Origin of the sequence: Amycolatopsis sp. VS8301801F10 (assembly GCF_046195355.1) — a bacterium.
GTDB lineage: Bacteria > Actinomycetota > Actinomycetes > Mycobacteriales > Pseudonocardiaceae > Amycolatopsis.
Window position 1 is genome coordinate 8437885 of sequence record NZ_CP176065.1, and the last position, 15100, is coordinate 8452984.

At 70.5% G+C, this 15100-nt stretch carries 14 protein-coding genes, 1 rRNA gene and 2 pseudogenes; 12 read left to right on the forward strand and 5 right to left on the reverse strand.

Annotation, left to right across the window (positions count from 1 at the left end; genetic code table 11):
• Window positions 1-33: 33 nt before the first annotated feature.
• From sucB to lipB, 6 genes are all read left to right on the forward strand, one after another.
• Window positions 34-1815 (forward strand): 2-oxoglutarate dehydrogenase, E2 component, dihydrolipoamide succinyltransferase, encoded by a 1782-nt coding sequence (sucB, locus tag F9C11_RS38655; protein ID WP_409182286.1) that lies wholly within the window; start codon window positions 34-36, stop codon window positions 1813-1815.
• A 114-nt stretch (window positions 1816-1929) separates the two neighbouring features.
• Window positions 1930-3030, forward strand: coding sequence for a serine hydrolase (locus tag F9C11_RS38660; RefSeq protein WP_409182287.1), 1101 nt, complete (start codon window positions 1930-1932; stop codon window positions 3028-3030).
• A 5-nt stretch (window positions 3031-3035) separates the two neighbouring features.
• On the forward strand, window positions 3036-3521 hold the full coding sequence (locus F9C11_RS38665) for an ArsR/SmtB family transcription factor (protein ID WP_409182288.1): 486 nt from the start codon (window positions 3036-3038) through the stop codon (window positions 3519-3521).
• A 15-nt stretch (window positions 3522-3536) separates the two neighbouring features.
• Window positions 3537-4415, forward strand: a complete 879-nt coding sequence (locus F9C11_RS38670) for a TIGR01777 family oxidoreductase (protein WP_409182289.1) — start codon at window positions 3537-3539, stop codon at window positions 4413-4415.
• Between the two features lie 2 nt (window positions 4416-4417).
• Window positions 4418-5041: a phosphatase PAP2 family protein gene (locus tag F9C11_RS38675; RefSeq protein WP_409182290.1), complete on the forward strand. Its 624-nt coding sequence runs from the start codon at window positions 4418-4420 to the stop codon at window positions 5039-5041.
• Window positions 5038-5781, forward strand: a complete 744-nt coding sequence (lipB, locus tag F9C11_RS38680; RefSeq protein WP_409182291.1) for a lipoyl(octanoyl) transferase LipB — start codon at window positions 5038-5040, stop codon at window positions 5779-5781. Before F9C11_RS38675 ends, lipB begins: the two co-directional genes overlap by 4 nt.
• 63 nt (window positions 5782-5844) lie before the next feature.
• Here lipB and F9C11_RS38685 read toward each other — a convergent pair whose 3' ends face one another.
• Window positions 5845-6780, reverse strand: a complete 936-nt coding sequence (locus F9C11_RS38685) for an LLM class F420-dependent oxidoreductase (protein ID WP_409182292.1) — start codon at window positions 6778-6780, stop codon at window positions 5845-5847.
• 25 nt (window positions 6781-6805) lie between these two features.
• Entirely contained in the window at window positions 6806-7417 is a 612-nt protein-coding gene (locus F9C11_RS38690; protein WP_409182293.1) for a TetR/AcrR family transcriptional regulator, read from the reverse strand.
• 132 nt (window positions 7418-7549) lie between these two features.
• Here F9C11_RS38690 and F9C11_RS38695 point away from each other — a divergent pair, with 132 nt between their 5' ends.
• Window positions 7550-8071 carry a hypothetical protein gene (locus tag F9C11_RS38695; protein WP_409182294.1) on the forward strand — a complete coding sequence of 174 codons (522 nt, stop codon included), beginning with the start codon at window positions 7550-7552 and terminating at the stop codon, window positions 8069-8071.
• Between the two features lie 19 nt (window positions 8072-8090).
• Complete coding sequence (locus F9C11_RS38700) at window positions 8091-9035, forward strand: oxidoreductase (RefSeq protein ID WP_409182295.1); 945 nt, start codon at window positions 8091-8093, stop codon at window positions 9033-9035.
• Window positions 9036-9134: 99 nt separating this feature from the next.
• Here the strand turns inward: F9C11_RS38700 and F9C11_RS38705 are convergent.
• Window positions 9135-9278, reverse strand: a pseudogene (locus F9C11_RS38705) (ATP-binding protein); the annotation flags it as partial.
• 172 nt (window positions 9279-9450) lie between these two features.
• Window positions 9451-10125 (reverse strand): annotated as a pseudogene (locus tag F9C11_RS38710) (ABC transporter ATP-binding protein); the annotation flags it as partial.
• Window positions 10126-10262: 137 nt separating this feature from the next.
• Between F9C11_RS38710 and lipA the strand changes: the two are divergent.
• The 4 genes from lipA to F9C11_RS38730 all read left to right on the forward strand — a co-directional run bounded on the left by lipA (window position 10263) and on the right by F9C11_RS38730 (window position 14293).
• Window positions 10263-11264, forward strand: coding sequence for a lipoyl synthase (lipA, locus tag F9C11_RS38715; protein ID WP_409182296.1), 1002 nt, complete (start codon window positions 10263-10265; stop codon window positions 11262-11264).
• A 103-nt stretch (window positions 11265-11367) separates the two neighbouring features.
• The gene (locus tag F9C11_RS38720; RefSeq protein WP_409182297.1) at window positions 11368-12045 is read left to right on the forward strand and encodes a DedA family protein; all 678 of its coding nucleotides are present in this window, start codon (window positions 11368-11370) and stop codon (window positions 12043-12045) included.
• Window positions 12046-12102: 57 nt separating this feature from the next.
• Window positions 12103-12972, forward strand: a complete 870-nt coding sequence (locus F9C11_RS38725; protein WP_409182298.1) for a patatin-like phospholipase family protein — start codon at window positions 12103-12105, stop codon at window positions 12970-12972.
• 127 nt (window positions 12973-13099) lie between these two features.
• Complete coding sequence (locus tag F9C11_RS38730; RefSeq protein WP_409182299.1) at window positions 13100-14293, forward strand: Ig-like domain-containing protein; 1194 nt, start codon at window positions 13100-13102, stop codon at window positions 14291-14293.
• Window positions 14294-14915: 622 nt separating this feature from the next.
• On the opposite strand, the gene rrf is transcribed toward F9C11_RS38730, so the two are convergent.
• A 5S ribosomal RNA gene (rrf, locus tag F9C11_RS38735) occupies window positions 14916-15032 on the reverse strand.
• Window positions 15033-15100: the final 68 nt, after the last annotated feature.

Genomic DNA, 15100 nt, shown 5'->3' on the forward strand with positions numbered 1-15100 from the left:
CCACGTCTTAGCGATCAAGGGAGCCAGCGAACAATGGCCTACTCCGTCACGCTGCCGGAGCTCGGCGAGAGCGTCACCGAGGGAACCGTCACCCGGTGGTTGAAGCAGGAGGGCGACACCGTCGAGGTCGACGAGCCGTTGCTCGAGATCTCGACCGACAAGGTCGACACCGAAGTACCGTCGCCGGTGGCAGGCACGGTCGTGAAGATCAGCGCCAAGGAAGACGACACCGTCGAGGTCGGCGGCGAGCTGGCGGTGATCGACGACGGCACCGGCGGCGTGCCCGAGTCCTCCGCTCCGGCCCAGCAGGCCGAGCCGGAGCCCGAGCCCGCCCAGCAGCAGGAAGCCCCTGCCCAGGCCGAATCCGCCGCCCCCGCCGAGTCCGCCCCGTCGCAGCCGGACACCGCTCCGGCCGCGGGCGGTTCGGGCACCGAGGTGAAGCTGCCCGAGCTGGGCGAGAGCGTCACCGAGGGCACCGTCACCCGCTGGCTGAAGCAGGTCGGCGAGACCGTCGAGGTCGACGAGCCGCTGCTCGAGATCTCCACCGACAAGGTCGACACCGAGGTCCCGTCGCCGGTCGCCGGCACCGTGCTGGAGATCCGCGCGGGCGAGGACGAGACCGTCGAGGTCGGCGGAGTGCTCGCGGTCATCGGCGACGCGGGCGCCGCCCCGGCCGCCGCCCCGGCCCAGGAAAGCAAGCCCGCTCCGGAAAGCAAGCCCGAGCCCGCCCCGGCCCCGGTCCAGGAGAGCAAGCCCGCTCCGGCTCCGGCTCAGGAAAGCAAGCCGGCTCCGGCTCCGGCGCAGGAGAGCAAGCCCGCTCCGGCCGCGCAGGCCCCGGCGGACAACGGCTCCGCGGACGGCCCGTACGTCACGCCGCTGGTGCGCAAGCTCGCCTCCGAGCACGGCATCGACCTCGCGTCGCTGACCGGCAGCGGAGTCGGCGGCCGCATCCGCAAGCAGGACGTGCTCGCCGCGGCCGAGGCCAAGCAGAAGGCGGCTCCGGCCCCGGCCGCTTCCGCCCCGGCTGCTGCCCCGGCCGCCGCCGCTCCGGCCGCGCCGCGCGCCGCCGCGGTTTCGCCGGAGGTCGCCGCCCTGCGCGGCACCGTGCAGAAGGCGAGCCGGATCCGGCAGATCACCGCCACCAAGACCCGCGAGTCGCTGCAGGTTTCCGCGCAGCTCACGCAGGTGCACGAGGTGGACGTCACCAAGATCGCCAAGCTGCGCCAGCGCGCGAAGGCGGCGTTCAAGGAGCGCGAGGGCGTCAACCTCACGTTCCTGCCGTTCTTCGCCAAGGCGACGGTCGAGGCGCTCAAGCAGCACCCGAACGTCAACGCGTCCTACAACGAGGACACGAAGGAGATCACCTACCACGGCGCCGTGCACCTGGGCATCGCGGTGGACACCGAGCGCGGCCTGCTCTCGGTCGTGATCCACGACGCGGGCGAGCTGAGCCTGGCCGGTCTCGCGCACCGCATCGCCGACCTGGCGGCGCGGGCCCGGGCCAACCAGGTCAAGCCGGACGAGCTGACCGGCGGCACCTTCACCATCACGAACATCGGCTCCAACGGGGCCCTGTTCGACACGCCGATCATCGTGCAGCCGCAGTCCGGCATGCTCGGCACCGGCGCCGTGGTGAAGCGCCCGGTCGTGGTGAGCGACGCCGAGGGCAACGACACCATCGCGGTCCGCTCGATGGCGTACCTGCCGCTGACCTACGACCACCGCCTGGTCGACGGCGCGGACGCCGGCCGCTTCCTGACCACGATCAAGCAGCGGCTGGAAGAGGGCAACTTCGAGGACGAGCTGGGTCTCTGACCCGGCAGCCCGCTCGGCCGAAGGCCCCCGCACCCGCCACGGGTGCGGGGGCCTTCGCCGTTTTCGAATATTCAGGCATTCCGGAACTTCGGAATTCCGGAGTAACCTGGTCTCATGCTCACTCGGCGAAGCTTGCTCACGTCGGTCGCAGCAGCGGGGGCCGCCACGTTCGTCTTGCCCTCGCTCGCGCTGGCCGCTCCCCCGGACCCATCCACTCCCGACGGCTGGCTCGCCCGGCTGGCGGCGCATCGCGACGACGTGTCCGCGGTCTTCTCCGACCGCAGGCGCTTCGAGCACCTGCCAGACCGGCAACGCCCGCTCGCCTCCGCGGTCAAGGCGGTGCATCTGCTCGCCTACACGACGGCGGTCGCCGAAGGACGGCTTGATCCGGACGAGCCGGTGCGCGTCGGCGATTGGGATGCCCGGCATCCGTTCTTCGGCGACGGCGTCCTCGGCCAGGGCACGCACCACGAAGCCCTCACGCTGCTGGGAATCCCGTGCGACGAGTTCGGCATCGCGAAGGACCCGGAGCAGCGAGTGCCGCTGCACCAGATCGCCGAACTGATGATTCTGGTCAGCGACAACGCCGCCGCGGACTACCTGCACGCCCGGCTCGGTGACGCGGCGCTGCGCCGCGCCGCCGCGCGCGGTGGCTGGCATCGCCCCGACATCCGGATGTTCTGCGGGGAAACGCTGATGTGGGTGTTCCCCGAGTACTGTCCGCCGCCCGGCACCCCGAGCGCGGTCCGCCGCGCCCTTGGCGACGCGTTGACGAACCGGTTCGTCCGCGACGCGGCGTTCCGCGCCACCGTGATTCCGCGGGTCTTCGCCCATCCGCCGACGCCCGAGCACACCAGGAGCTGGGAGGCGGGAACCGGCCAGGGCACTGCCGCGCAGTTGTTCGGGCTGCACCGCGAAATCGCCGGGAGCGAAGACCGGGCCGCTGTCCTCGCGCAGCAGATCCTCACCCAGTTCCCGGAGCGGAAGCCGCCGGGTGCGGATGCTTTGCTGTTCAAAGGCGGCACCTTGTCCACCGTCCTGGTGCTGGCGTTCGATGTGCTGTGGCCCGACCGCGCTCCGAGCACCGGCACGATCCTGCTCCAGAACGCGACGGCCGCCGATCTGCGGGAGTTGCCAGGGCTGATGCGGCTGTGCGTCGACGCGCTGTACCTCCCGGACACCTTCGCCGCACTGGAGCGCGCGCTGGGACACTGACCCGCATGACCGAGGACCTCGCCGAGCGCGTCGCGGCGCTCGAACGCCGGATGGCCGCGCTGGAGGGACGGCCCGCCGAACCCGTCCTGGACAGTCCGCAGGGGATCGTCGGCTATCAGGGGGAATTGACCGATCCCGAGCTGCGGTGGGAAATCCGGCTCGCCGTCCCGGCGGCGCTGTCGCTGCCGGACGCGCCGCGCGCCGAGGTGCTGGCCGCGCTGGCGAACACCGACCGGATCGCGCTCGTCCGGCTGCTCGCCCGCGACGGCGCGCAGACCGGGGCGGCGCTGCGGGAAGCCGCCGAACTCAGCTCTCCGGGACGGCTCTATCACCACCTCAAGGCGCTCACCGCGGCCGGACTGGTCGAGCAGGACCGGCGCGGCAGTTACCGGCTCAAGCCGACCGCCGCGATTCCCGCGCTGGTGCTGCTGACCGCCGCCGCCGACGTCGCCGGTCAGCTCCGCCCGGGTGTGCGCGAGCCCGGCCGATAGGACACGATCAGAGGCATGCGGGTACTCATCGCGGGCTCCGGCGGTCTCCTCGGCACCGCATTGACCGGACGGCTGCGCGAATCCGGGCACGACGTGCGCCGGCTGGTGCGGCGCACCGCGCGGGCGGAAGACGAGAGCGGCTGGGACCCGCCGTCGGGGCGGATCGACGACGGCGCGTTCGACGGCGTCGACGCGGTGGTGAACCTGTGCGGAGCACCGCTGCTGCCCGGGCGGTGGAGCGGAATGCGCAAACAGCAGCTGCTCGACAGCCGCGTGGAGCCGACCGAAGTGCTCGCCGAAGCGGTCGCCGAGCATGGCATCGGCGTGCTGGTGAATGCCTCCGCGGTGGGCTACTACGGCAACACCGGGTCCACTGTGGTCGATGAGAACACCAAGGCCGGCAACGGTTTTCTCGCCGAGATGTGCGTCGAATGGGAGAACGCGACGGCCGCGGCGGCCAACGCCCGCGTGGTCTCGGTGCGCACCGGTCTCGTCCTGGCCCGCCACGGCGGCCTGCTCGACGTACTGCGCCCGCTTTTCCGCCTCGCGCTCGGCGGACGGCTCGGCGACGGCAGCCAGTACCTGCCGTGGATCGCGCTGGACGACGAAATCGGTGCCCTCCTGCACATTCTGGAGCACGATTCGCTGTCCGGACCGGTCAATCTCACCGGCCCGATCCCGGTCACCAACGCCGAGTTCACCCGCGCCCTCGGCCGCGCCGTGCACCGGCCGGCGCCGTGGTGGGTGCCGGAAATCGCGATGAAGCTCGCTCTCGGCCAGGCCGCCGAGGAAATGGCGTTGTTCGGGCAGCGCGCGGTGCCGCGGAAGCTGGAGGCGAGCGGGTACGAATTCCGGCACCGCACCGTCGACAGCGCGCTCGCCGCGGCGATGTGACGATGCCGCGCGTCCGGTGGATCGTCGTCGGCGTGGTGCTGTTCGCCGCGTTCCTCGGGCTCGGCTTGCTCGTGGACCGGCAGCCGCTGCAGCTCGACGCCGAGGTCGCCACGGCCCTGCGGGGACAGGACACTCGCCTGGCCGGCCAGATCGCGGGCGTGGTGACGAACGTCCTCGGTCCGGTGCTGCCGTATGTGCTCGGCGCGGTGCTGCTGGCCATCGTGCTGCGGGACCGGTCGCGGTTATCGCTGTGCGTGCGGCTCGCCGTGGTTCTCCTGCTGTGCCGGTTCACCAGCCTGGCGTTCAAACCGGTGTTCCAGCGCCAGCGTCCGCGCGTGTACCCGGATCTGAGCTACCCCAGCGGCCACGTCGTTTCCGTGGCGACGACCAGCCTGGTCGTGGTCCTGCTCTGCGCCTGGCTCCGGCCGCGGTTCGTGCGGTGGGCGATCGGGATTTCCGCCGCCGCGACCGTGCTGGCCGCGGCCTGCCGGATCGTGCTCGGCGTGCACTGGGTCACCGACACGGTCGGGGCCGTGCTCGCGGTGCTCGGCGTGGGGCTGGTGTCAGCGACCGCACTCCGGCTGATTCCCGTTCCGCCGGGCGAAAGGCGTAGCCTCGAACGGTGAGTTCTTCGAGCGCAAGCTGCCGGATCGCCACCGAGCCCCTCGTCGTGCGCGAGATCGGGACGATCGACTACACCGAGGCCTGGGACCTGCAGCGGGAGATCCTCGCCGCGCGCGCGGACGAAACCGGGCCGGACACCATGCTGCTGCTGGAGCACCCGTCGGTCTACACCGCGGGCAAGCGCACCGAACCCGAGGACCGGCCCGCCGACGGCACCCCGGTGATCGACGTCGACCGCGGCGGCAAGATCACCTGGCACGGCCCCGGCCAGCTGGTCGGCTACCCGATCCTGAAGCTCGCCGACCCGATCGACGTCATGCACTACGTGCGCCGCCTCGAGGAGGCCTTGATCGCGGTGTGCGACCGGTTCGGCGTGCGCTCCGGCCGCGTCGAGGGCCGCAGCGGCGTGTGGATCCCGGCCGACGAGCGCGGGATCGAGCGCAAGATCGCCGCGATCGGCATCCGCGTCCAGCGCGGCGTGACGATGCACGGGTTCGAGCTGAACTGCAACGCCGACCTGGCCGCCTTCGACAACATCGTGCCGTGCGGGATCCGCGACGCGGGCACCACGTCGCTGTCCTGGGAACTGCAGCGCGACGTCTCGGTCGCCGAGGTGCTGCCGGTGGCGAAGGAGCTGGTGCTGGCCGCGCTCGAAGGCGAACTGCCGGTGAGCGACGACCGCTGGCTGCCGCGTCCGGAGGCCCCGAAGGCCCCCGGCGTCACCTTCGCCCTGCAGAACTGACCTGACCGTCCGTGAGGGAAACCCTGAGGGACTCTGCTTCCCCCAGGGTTCCCCTCACCGCTTTCAGTCCAGCTGCGGCGCGACCTCGGAGGCCACGAACTCGATGTGGTCGAGGTCGGAAAGGTCGAGCACCTGCAGGTACAGCCGGGTGATCCCGGTCTTCTCCCGCCACTGCCCGATCCGGTCCACGATCTCCGCCGCGGTCCCGGCCAGTCCGTTGGCCCGCAGTTCGTCCACCTCGCGCCCGATCGCCCCGGCCCGGCGGGCGACCTCGGCCTCGTCGCGGCCCGCCGCGAGCACGAGCGCGACCGAACGCAGGATTTCCTTGGGGTTGCGGCCGATCGCCTCCGCCGCCGCGTCGACGCGCTCGAACTGCGCGAGCGCGGTGTCGGAGTCCACGAACGGAAGGTTGAACTCGTCGGCGTACTGCGCGGCCAGCGCCGGGGTGCGCTTCTTGCCGCCCCCGCCGATGATCACCGGCGGCGCGGGCGACTGCGCGGGCTTCGGCAGCGCGGGCGAATCGGCGAGCGTGTAGTACTCGCCGGAGTAGGAGAACTTCTCCCCCGCCGGGGTCTTCCACAGGCCGGTGATCACCGCGAGCTGCTCGGCGTAGCGGTCGAACCGCTCCTTGAGCGGCGGCAGGGTGAGGCCGTAGGCGGTGTGCTCGTCGTCGTACCAGCCGGTGCCGAGGCCGAATTCCACGCGCCCGCCGGACATCTGGTCCACCTGCGCGACCGAGATCGCGAGCGGGCCGGGGTGGCGGAAGGTGGCCGCGGTGACGAGCGTGCCGAGCCGGACCCGCTCGGTCTCGCGGGCGAGGCCGGCGAGGGTGATCCACGCGTCGGTCGGCCCGGGAAGGCCGTCCGCGCTGCCCATCTTGAGGTAGTGGTCGCTGCGGAAGAACGCGTCGTATCCCGCGGCTTCGGTGGTCCGCGCGACCCGCAGCAGGTCGTCGTAGCTCGCGCCCTGCTGGGGTTCGGTGAAGATCCTCAAGTCCATGTCCGCCAGCCTAACGGCGGATCCGTCACCCCGCGGCGGGCCGCTCCGCGGGACGGCGCAGCCGGGTCAGCATCCGCGTGATGACGTCCTCGATCTCGGCCCCGACCTTCTTCGGATCAGCCGCGCCGGCGATCTCGGTAGCCGCGCTCGACAGCGCGCCGAACAGCAGCCGCGCGGTGAGGTCGACCGGCACCGGCTCCACCTCGCCCGCGTCCACCAGCAGCTGCAGCCCGGACCGCACGAGCCCGAAGCTGGACTGCTCCTCCGCCTCGCGCCAGCGTTCCCAGCCCATCACGACCGGGCCCTCGTGGATGGCGATCCGCTGGTACGACGGGTCGAGGCAGCTGCGGATGAACGCCTGCAGCCCGCCCATCGCGCGTTCCCACGGCTCGCCGTCGCCGGTCATGATCTTCTGCAGCCGGTCGTAGACCAGGCTTTCCACCTGTTCGAACGCGGCCTCGAAGAGCGCCTGCTTGCCGCTGAAATGGTGGTACAGCGCGCCTTTCGTGACGCGGGCGCGTTTGGCCACCTCGTCGAGCGAGGTGCCCGCGTATCCGCGTTTCGTGAACAGTTCGACCGCGCTGTCGACCAGGGCGGAGCGGGTCGACTCGGAGTAGTCGAGTCGTCGGGACCTCATTGTCGGCACGCTCACAACCTTACGCCGGGGGTCGCCGGACCATACCCGTGGTATGTTGGCCGCGTCAGGTCCGTACCGGGAGTATGCCGCAGACCGGCAGTATGGCCCGGGTCACGGAAGGGGAGCCACACCATGAGCTGGACCGACTTCTACCGGCGGCGAGAGATCCTCGATGCCGCTGTCCGCCAGGCGAGGCGGGCGCCCCGAGCGCCGCTGTCGCTGGCCGAGATCCCCGGTGCCGCCGAAGAGTTCGGCACCGAAGAGAACCTCCTGCTGGCGCTGCAGTACAAGTGGACGCAGCTGCTCAGCGGCTACCTGCGCGCCGAGTTCGCCGACCCCGACGAGGCGGAGCTGCCCGGGGACCAGGTCGACGCCGTCACCCGGGCGTGGCGGCAGGCGCAGCACGACCACGAAGACCTGCGGGCGGTGCTGGACGGCGCGCTCGAGCGCTGCCCGGCGCTGGAACCGCTGCACCGCACCGAACTGCACATGCTGGCGCTCACCGCGGGCCTCGCCGAACCGGACGAGCCCTCCGACGAGATCGTCAAGGTCGGGCGGACGCTCGAGGCGCTCCTGCGCGCCGGCGACGCCGGCCCGGTCCGCAGGCGCGGCCCGGTCGGGCATCTGCTGCGCCTGCTCGCGCCGAGCGCGTGACGTGTAGTTAGCTAGCCCGATGAGCGAACGCTGGACCGAGGCCCGGATCCCCGACCAGAGCGGCCGGACCGTCCTGATCACCGGTGCGAATTCCGGCCTCGGCCTGCGTTCGGCGGAAGTCCTCGCCGCGCACGGCGCGCGCGTGCTGCTCGGCTGCCGTTCGCCGGAGCGCGGCGAAACCGCGCTCGACCGGGTCCGCGCCGTGGCTTCCGGAGCCAAACCCGAACTCGTTCGGCTGGACCTCGCCGATCTGGCGTCCGTCCGCGAAGCCGCCGCCAAGGTGCGCGAACTCGCCGGCGACGCGCTGGACGTGCTGATGAACAACGCCGGGGTGATGGCCACCGCGCAGGGCCGCACCGCGGACGGTTTCGAGCTGCAATTCGGCACGAACCACCTCGGGCACGCCGCGCTGACGTGGCTGCTGATGCCCGCCCTCCGCGGCGCACCGGCCGGACGCGTCGTCACGCTGTCCAGCGTCGCCGCCATCGGCGCGCACCTGCACCTGGACGACCCGAACGCCGAACGCCGTCCGTACCGCGCGGCAGCCGCGTACGGCCAGGCGAAACTGTCGAACCAAACCTTCGGCATCGAACTGGACCGGCGCCTGCGCGCGGCGGGTTCCACCGTGCGCAGCGTGCTGGCGCATCCCGGCTACACCGCGACCGGGCTGACCACGAACATGGCCAGCTCGTACCGGAATCCCGTGCTCCGCACCGCACTCCGGGAAATCGGCAAGCTCGGCGGAATGCTGCTGGCCCAGCGCGTCGAGCACGGCGCGCTGCCGCAGCTGTACGCCGCGACCGCCCCGGACGTCGAAGGCGGCGACTACCTCGGACCGGTTTTCGCCGTCCGCGGCCGTCCGGCGAAGGTGCGCACCCTCGCCCCGGCCCGGGATCCGGAAGCCGGGACCAGGTTGTGGGAGCTGACCGCCGAGCTGACCGGCGTCACTCCCGATCCGCGCTGAACTCCAGCAGCGGCAACGCGATCCGGAAACACGCGCCCTCCCCCACCCGGTGCGCAATTCGAGTTCGCCTCCGTGCGCGCGCGTCAGCGACCGGGCGATAGCGAGCCCCAGACCCGCGTTCGCCCCAGGTGTCCGGGCGCGCGAACGGTCCGCGCGATAGAACCGGTCGAAGACCCGTTTCGCTTGCGCCGCGGGGATTCCCGGGGCTTCGTCGGCCACCTCCAGCACCGCCCGGCCGGCCACGGTCCCGACCCCGACGCGAACCGCGGTGCCCGGTGGAGTTGTGCGCGACGGCGTTGCCGACGAGGTTGGTGACTACCTGCCGCAACCGCGCCTCATCAGCGTTCACCGGAGCCGGACCAGGCCCGCCCTCGCCGCCGGGGCCGGTCAGCTCGACCAGCCGTGACGGGTCGAGCGCGGCGCGGACGAGCACCGGGCCCGGCTGACCGGCCAGGTCGGCGGTCGCGGTGTCGGCGAGCAGCTTGCCCCGGCCGATGACGATCAGCCGGTCGGCGGTCTGCGCCATCTCGCCCATCAGATGGCTGGACACCAGCACCGCGCGTCCGTCGCGGGCGAGCGAGCGCATGAAGTCCCGGATCCAGCGGATGCCCTCGGGGTCGAGTCCGTTCACCGGTTCGTCGAAAATCAGCACCCGGGGATCGCCGAGCAGCGCGGCCGCGACGCCGAGCCGCTGCCGCATCCCGAGCGAAAACCCGCCCGCCTTCCGCCCGGCCGCACTCTCCATGCCGGTGCGCGCGAGCACCTCGTCGACCCGCCGCCGGGGCAGCCGGTTGCTCGCCGCGAGCGCGAGAAGGTGGTCGCGCGCCCGGCGGGCCCCGTGCACCGCACCCGCGTCGAGCAGCGCGCCGACCTCCGTGAGCGGCGCCGGCAGGTCCCGGTAGCGCAGGCCGCCGATCGTCACCGACCCGCGAGTCGGGGCGGCGAGGCCGGTGATCATCTTCAGCGTCGTGGACTTGCCCGCCCCGTTCGGCCCGAGGAACCCGGTGACCTGCCCGGGCTCGACGCTGAACGACAGATCGTCCACCACGGTGCCGGCCCCGTACCGTTTCGTGAGCCCGCGTACTTCGATCGCTGTCTTGCCGGCGAGCGTGCCGGGCCGGTCCGGGGGAACCCGCTGAGCTTCTGGGAGATTCCGGGGAATTCCGCGCCGTCCAGGGGGTGGATCGGGTCCGGTTCACCGGAAAATCCCGGCGTAGGGTGGAGGCCGTGAGTGCTGCACCGGAGGGGCGGAAGTTGTTGCGGCTTGAGGTGCGCAACAGCGAGACGCCGATCGAGAAGAAGCCGTCGTGGATCAAGACGCGGGTGCGGATGGGTCCGGAGTTCACCGAACTCAAGGGTCTGGTGCGCCGCGAAGGCCTGCACACCGTCTGCGAGGAGGCGGGGTGTCCCAACATTTACGAGTGTTGGGAGGACCGGGAGGCGACGTTCCTGATCGGCGGGGACCAGTGCACGCGGCGGTGTGATTTCTGTCAGATCGACACCGGGAAGCCCGCTGCGCTGGACCGCACCGAGCCGCGGAAGGTCGCCGAGAGCGTGCAGGCGATGGGTTTGCGGTATTCGACGATCACCGGTGTCGCCCGCGACGACTTGGCCGATGGCGGTGCGTGGCTGTATGCGGAGACGGTGCGGCAGATCCACGCGCTCAACCCGGGCACGGGTGTGGAGCTGCTGATCCCGGACTTCAACGCCGAGCCCGACCAGCTGGCCGAGGTGTTCGGGTCGCGTCCGGAGGTGCTGGCGCACAACGTGGAGACGGTGCCGCGGATCTTCAAGCGCATCCGTCCCGGCTTCCGGTACGCGCGGTCGCTGGACGTGATCACGCAGGCTCGCGCGGCCGGTTTGGTGACGAAGTCGAACCTGATCCTCGGCATGGGCGAGACCCCCGAGGAGGTCGGCGTCGCCTTGCAGGATCTCTACGACGCCGGGTGCGAGATCATCACGATCACCCAGTACCTGCGCCCGTCGCCGCGGCATCACCCGGTGGACCGGTGGGTCAAACCGGAAGAGTTCGTGGAACACGCCAAGACCGCTGAGGCGATCGGGTTCCCGGGCGTGATGGCGGGGCCGCTGGTGCGGTCGTCCTACCGCGCCGGACGGCTCTACGCCCAGACCAAGGCCCACCGCGGCGAGGCACTCCCGGAGAACCTCGCCCACCTCGCCGCCGAAGGACCCGCTGCTCAAGAAGCCAGCAGCCTGCTGTCCCGCTGAAGCCGTCCCGCCGAGGGGCCCCGGTTACGCACCGGGGCCCCTCAGTCGTCTCCGGGTTCCCCTAACGTGGCACGCGATTCCCAAGAATCAGTAAAGTGATGGTGTGGCTTTAGTAACGGACATCCTGGACTGGTTGCAGGCACTCCCCCAACCGGGTCTCGTCGCGGCGGCAGGCGGGCTCGTGCTGGCCGAGTGCACGATCGGCCTCGGCTTCATCGCCCCGGGCGAGTCGGGCTTGCTGATCGCGGCGACCACGGCGACGTCCGTGCCCCGCTTCCTGACGCTGTGGGCGGTCGTGACCGTCTGCGCGGCGCTGGGCGATTCGATCGGCTACGCCCTCGGCCGGAAGTTCGGGCCGAGGCTGCGCGAGACGAAGCTCATCCGCAAATACGGGCTCGACGCCTGGGACAAGGCCACCGGCGTGCTCGAACGCCGCGGCGCGTGGGCGGTGTTCTTCGCGCGGTTCCTGCCCGTGCTGCGCACGCTGACCCCGGCCGCCGCCGGAGCGTCGAACCTGCCGTTCCGGAAATTCCTCCCCGCGACCGCCGCCGGGGCGCTCTGCTGGTCGCTCGTGCACATCAGTCTCGGCGCCGCGCTGGGTGAGGCGGCCAAGCAGGTCGAAAGCGCGATGAACACCGGGTTCCTCGTGGTGGCCGCGCTGGTGGTCGGGGTGCTGGTGTTCTTCTTGCTGCGCTTGAAGAAACGCAAGGCGCTGGGCGGGTCGTCCGCGTCCCCGTCCCCGGACGAGCAGCCGGAAGAGCCCGCCCGCACCGGCAATTGACCTAGCTCACCCGAAGTCACCCGCCCGGAAGCCGGTCAGCGGATTAGATTCGACCGTATGCAGGCCTTAGACCTCCCGAAGCCGGTCGCGTTCGTCCTCGGCGGAGGCGGCAGTCTCGGCGCGCTGCAGGTGGGCATGCTGCAGGCCCTGGACGAAGCGGGCATCACGCCGGATCTGGCGGTCGGCACGTCCGTCGGCTCGCTGAACGCCGCGGTGCTGTCCCTTCCCGGCGACGACCGGCTCCCGCGGCTGCGCGACATCTGGGCGCACATGACGAAAGCCGAGGCTTTCCCCGGCGGCGTGTTCAGCCAGGTCCGCACGCTCCGGCACAGCAAAACCCATCTGTTCCCGAACACCGGCCTCGCCAAGATCATCGACGACCACCTCGGCGCCGGCCGCCGGTTCGAGGACCTGGCGCTGCCGCTGGGCGTCGTCACCACCGACGTCGACACCGCCGAGCCGGTCCTGCTCACCTCCGGGCCGCTGCAAGCCCCACTGCTGGCGAGCTGCGCGATCCCCGGCATCTACCCGCCGGTGCCGCACGAGGACCGGCTCCTCTACGACGGCGGCCTGGTCGCCAACGTCCCGATGCGGCAGGCCTTGCGCATGGGCGCGAAGTCGCTGGTCGTCCTGGACTGCGCGTTTCCCGGCAAAATGCCCGGCGCGCCGCGGACGTTCGCCGAGGTGATGATGTTCACCGCGATGATCAGCATGCGCAACCAGGCGGTTCTGGAAGCCCCGGTCGCCGCCCGGTCGGTGCCGGTGGTCTACCTGCCCGGCCCGGCGCCGGTCCGGGTGAGCCCGCTGGACTTCTCGCGCACCGACGATCTGGCGTCAGAGGCCTATCACGCCGCCCGGGACTATCTGAAGGAGCTGACCGTCGACGGCCCCGGCCTCTACGGAGCACCCGGTTTGCTGCGGTCCTGATCCGCCGCGGAATCGCGAGGGTGATCCGCGTCACCCTAATGCACCGATCCGCCGGTCGAGGCGTCTTTCCGATCGCGTAGTTTTGCAGCTGAACCTGCCGTTCCTGGACCCTCACAAAAGAGACATAATGTTCCCGAAGAAGACATTTTTTCCGCTCGCCGGAATTCTCGCGGCGACCTTGCTGCTTTCCGCCTGTTCCTCCGGCGGCGACGCCGGCGCGCCCGGTTCTCCTGGCGGGTCGAACCAGACCGCGACGCCGGCGTCGGTGTCGATCGAACCGGCTAACGCGTCCGGCATCAGCCCGAGCACGCCGATCGTGGTGAAGGCGGCGAACGGGAAGCTCACGGACGTCACGGTCACGAGCGCCAAGGGCAAACCCGTCGCGGGCGAGTTCTCTCCGGACAAGCTCAGCTGGACGACCACCGAGGTGCTCGGCTACGGCGGCACCTACCAGGTGAAGGCGCATGCCCAAGGGGCGGACGGGAAAACCGTCGAACAGCAGGGCCAGGTGACCACGCTGTCGCCGAAGAAGCAGGCGAACGCGAACCTCATCCCGGCCCCGAACGCGGTGAAGAGCACCGGCGTCGGTGTCGGGCAGCCGATCGTCTTCAGCTTCGGCACCGCGGTGAAGAACAAGGCCGCCGTGGAGAAGGCGCTGACGGTCGAGTCGTCGCCGAAGCAGGACGGCAGCTGGTACTGGATGGACGACAAGAACGTCCACTACCGGCCGAAGGAATACTGGAAACCGGGCACCACGCTGACGGTCACCGCGAAGATTTACGGCGTCGATTTCGGAAATGGCGTGTACGGAGCGGACGATCGCACCGAAACGTACAAGGTGCACGATTCGTGGATCGCGAAAGCCGACGGCAACAGCGAGCAGATGCAGATCTTCCACAACGGTTCGATGGTGAAATCGATGCCGATCTCGATGGGCAAGGACGCGACCCCCACCCATCTCGGCCCGCACGTCATCTCGGACAAGCAGGCGAACTACACGATGGACTCCTGCACGTACGGCGTGTGCCCGCCGGACCCGAAGGCGTACCGCTCGAACGAGAAGTTCTCCGAACGCATCTCGAACGACGGCGAGTTCGTCCACGAGAACCCGAACAGCGTCGGACAGCAGGGAAACTCGAACGTCTCGCACGGCTGCATCAACCTGAACGCCGCGAACGCCGAATGGTTCTTCAACAACTTCGGCCTGGGAGACGTCGTAGAGGTCACCAACTCGGGCGGCCCGCAACTCCCGGTGTGGGACCTGTACGGCGACTGGTCCAAGTCCTGGACCGACTGGCAGAAGGGCTCAGCCCTGAAGTAAGCCAGCGGCCCGGGTTCGGGGCCAGGTTCGGTGACGGTTCGACAGAGGGTGCCGGAGCTTCGTGCTCCGGCACCCTCTTCTTGTTGCCCAGAACAGGACGAAGCCGGGGTTAGGGGACGGCGTCCGCACCCGGTTGCTTCGCCGCAGGCTTTGCCGGAACCCTTGAACCCCGTACGGATAAGGGCTGAGCGGAAGGCGACAGCGCCCGGTGGCGGCTCGCCACTGCCCGGTGCTGCTGGCTGCCGCATCGCGACGGAGGCGTCGATTCTCCGTCCACCGGGCCGGCGCTGTTGGCCGCTCCTTCGATGCGGACGCGTCGATCCTCCGTCCATCAGCCCGGGTGTTGCTGGCAGTTCCTTCGCGGCGGAGGCATCGATTCTCCGTCCACCAGCCCGGCGTTGCTGGTTGCCCCGTCCCGGTGGACGCGTCGATTCTCCGTCACTGGCCGCGTTCTCCTCGCATCGTCTCTCCGACGCTAACACCGCGGGCTGTCGCTGTGACCCGGACACGACAAAGGCCCGAACCCCCGCGGGGGTCCGGGCCTTTTCCGACCGGGAAATGAGTCTGGGCCCCGGGAGAACCAGCGAGGGTTCTCGGACCGGGGCCCAGACTGTCACGTTAAGTTCGGCGGTGTCCTACTCTCCCACAACCCTTCGGTTGCAGTACCATCGGCGCAGTCAGGCTTAGCTTCCGGGTTCGGAATGGGACCGGGCGTTTCCCTGACGCTAAAACCACCGAAACACTCCGAAACAACACACCCACCCTGTGAAGGGTGACCGGTGTGGTGTTTCAGAACCGTAGAGTGGA

What these genes read in the sequence shown, in the direction of transcription:
- F9C11_RS38665 (WP_409182288.1), top strand. Translation starts at nt 3,036, where the DNA reads ATGACCGAGGACCTCGCCGAGCGCGTCGCGGCGCTCGAACGCCGGATG.
- F9C11_RS38695 (WP_409182294.1), top strand. Translation starts at nt 7,550, where the DNA reads ATGAGCTGGACCGACTTCTACCGGCGGCGAGAGATCCTCGATGCCGCT.
- F9C11_RS38670 (WP_409182289.1), top strand. Translation starts at nt 3,537, where the DNA reads ATGCGGGTACTCATCGCGGGCTCCGGCGGTCTCCTCGGCACCGCATTG.
- sucB (WP_409182286.1), top strand. Translation starts at nt 34, where the DNA reads ATGGCCTACTCCGTCACGCTGCCGGAGCTCGGCGAGAGCGTCACCGAG.
- F9C11_RS38700 (WP_409182295.1), top strand. Translation starts at nt 8,091, where the DNA reads ATGAGCGAACGCTGGACCGAGGCCCGGATCCCCGACCAGAGCGGCCGG.
- F9C11_RS38675 (WP_409182290.1), top strand. Translation starts at nt 4,418, where the DNA reads ATGCCGCGCGTCCGGTGGATCGTCGTCGGCGTGGTGCTGTTCGCCGCG.
- F9C11_RS38730 (WP_409182299.1), top strand. Translation starts at nt 13,100, where the DNA reads ATGTTCCCGAAGAAGACATTTTTTCCGCTCGCCGGAATTCTCGCGGCG.
- F9C11_RS38690 (WP_409182293.1), bottom strand. Translation starts at nt 7,417, where the DNA reads ATGAGGTCCCGACGACTCGACTACTCCGAGTCGACCCGCTCCGCCCTG.
- F9C11_RS38685 (WP_409182292.1), bottom strand. Translation starts at nt 6,780, where the DNA reads ATGGACTTGAGGATCTTCACCGAACCCCAGCAGGGCGCGAGCTACGAC.
- F9C11_RS38725 (WP_409182298.1), top strand. Translation starts at nt 12,103, where the DNA reads ATGCAGGCCTTAGACCTCCCGAAGCCGGTCGCGTTCGTCCTCGGCGGA.
- F9C11_RS38660 (WP_409182287.1), top strand. Translation starts at nt 1,930, where the DNA reads ATGCTCACTCGGCGAAGCTTGCTCACGTCGGTCGCAGCAGCGGGGGCC.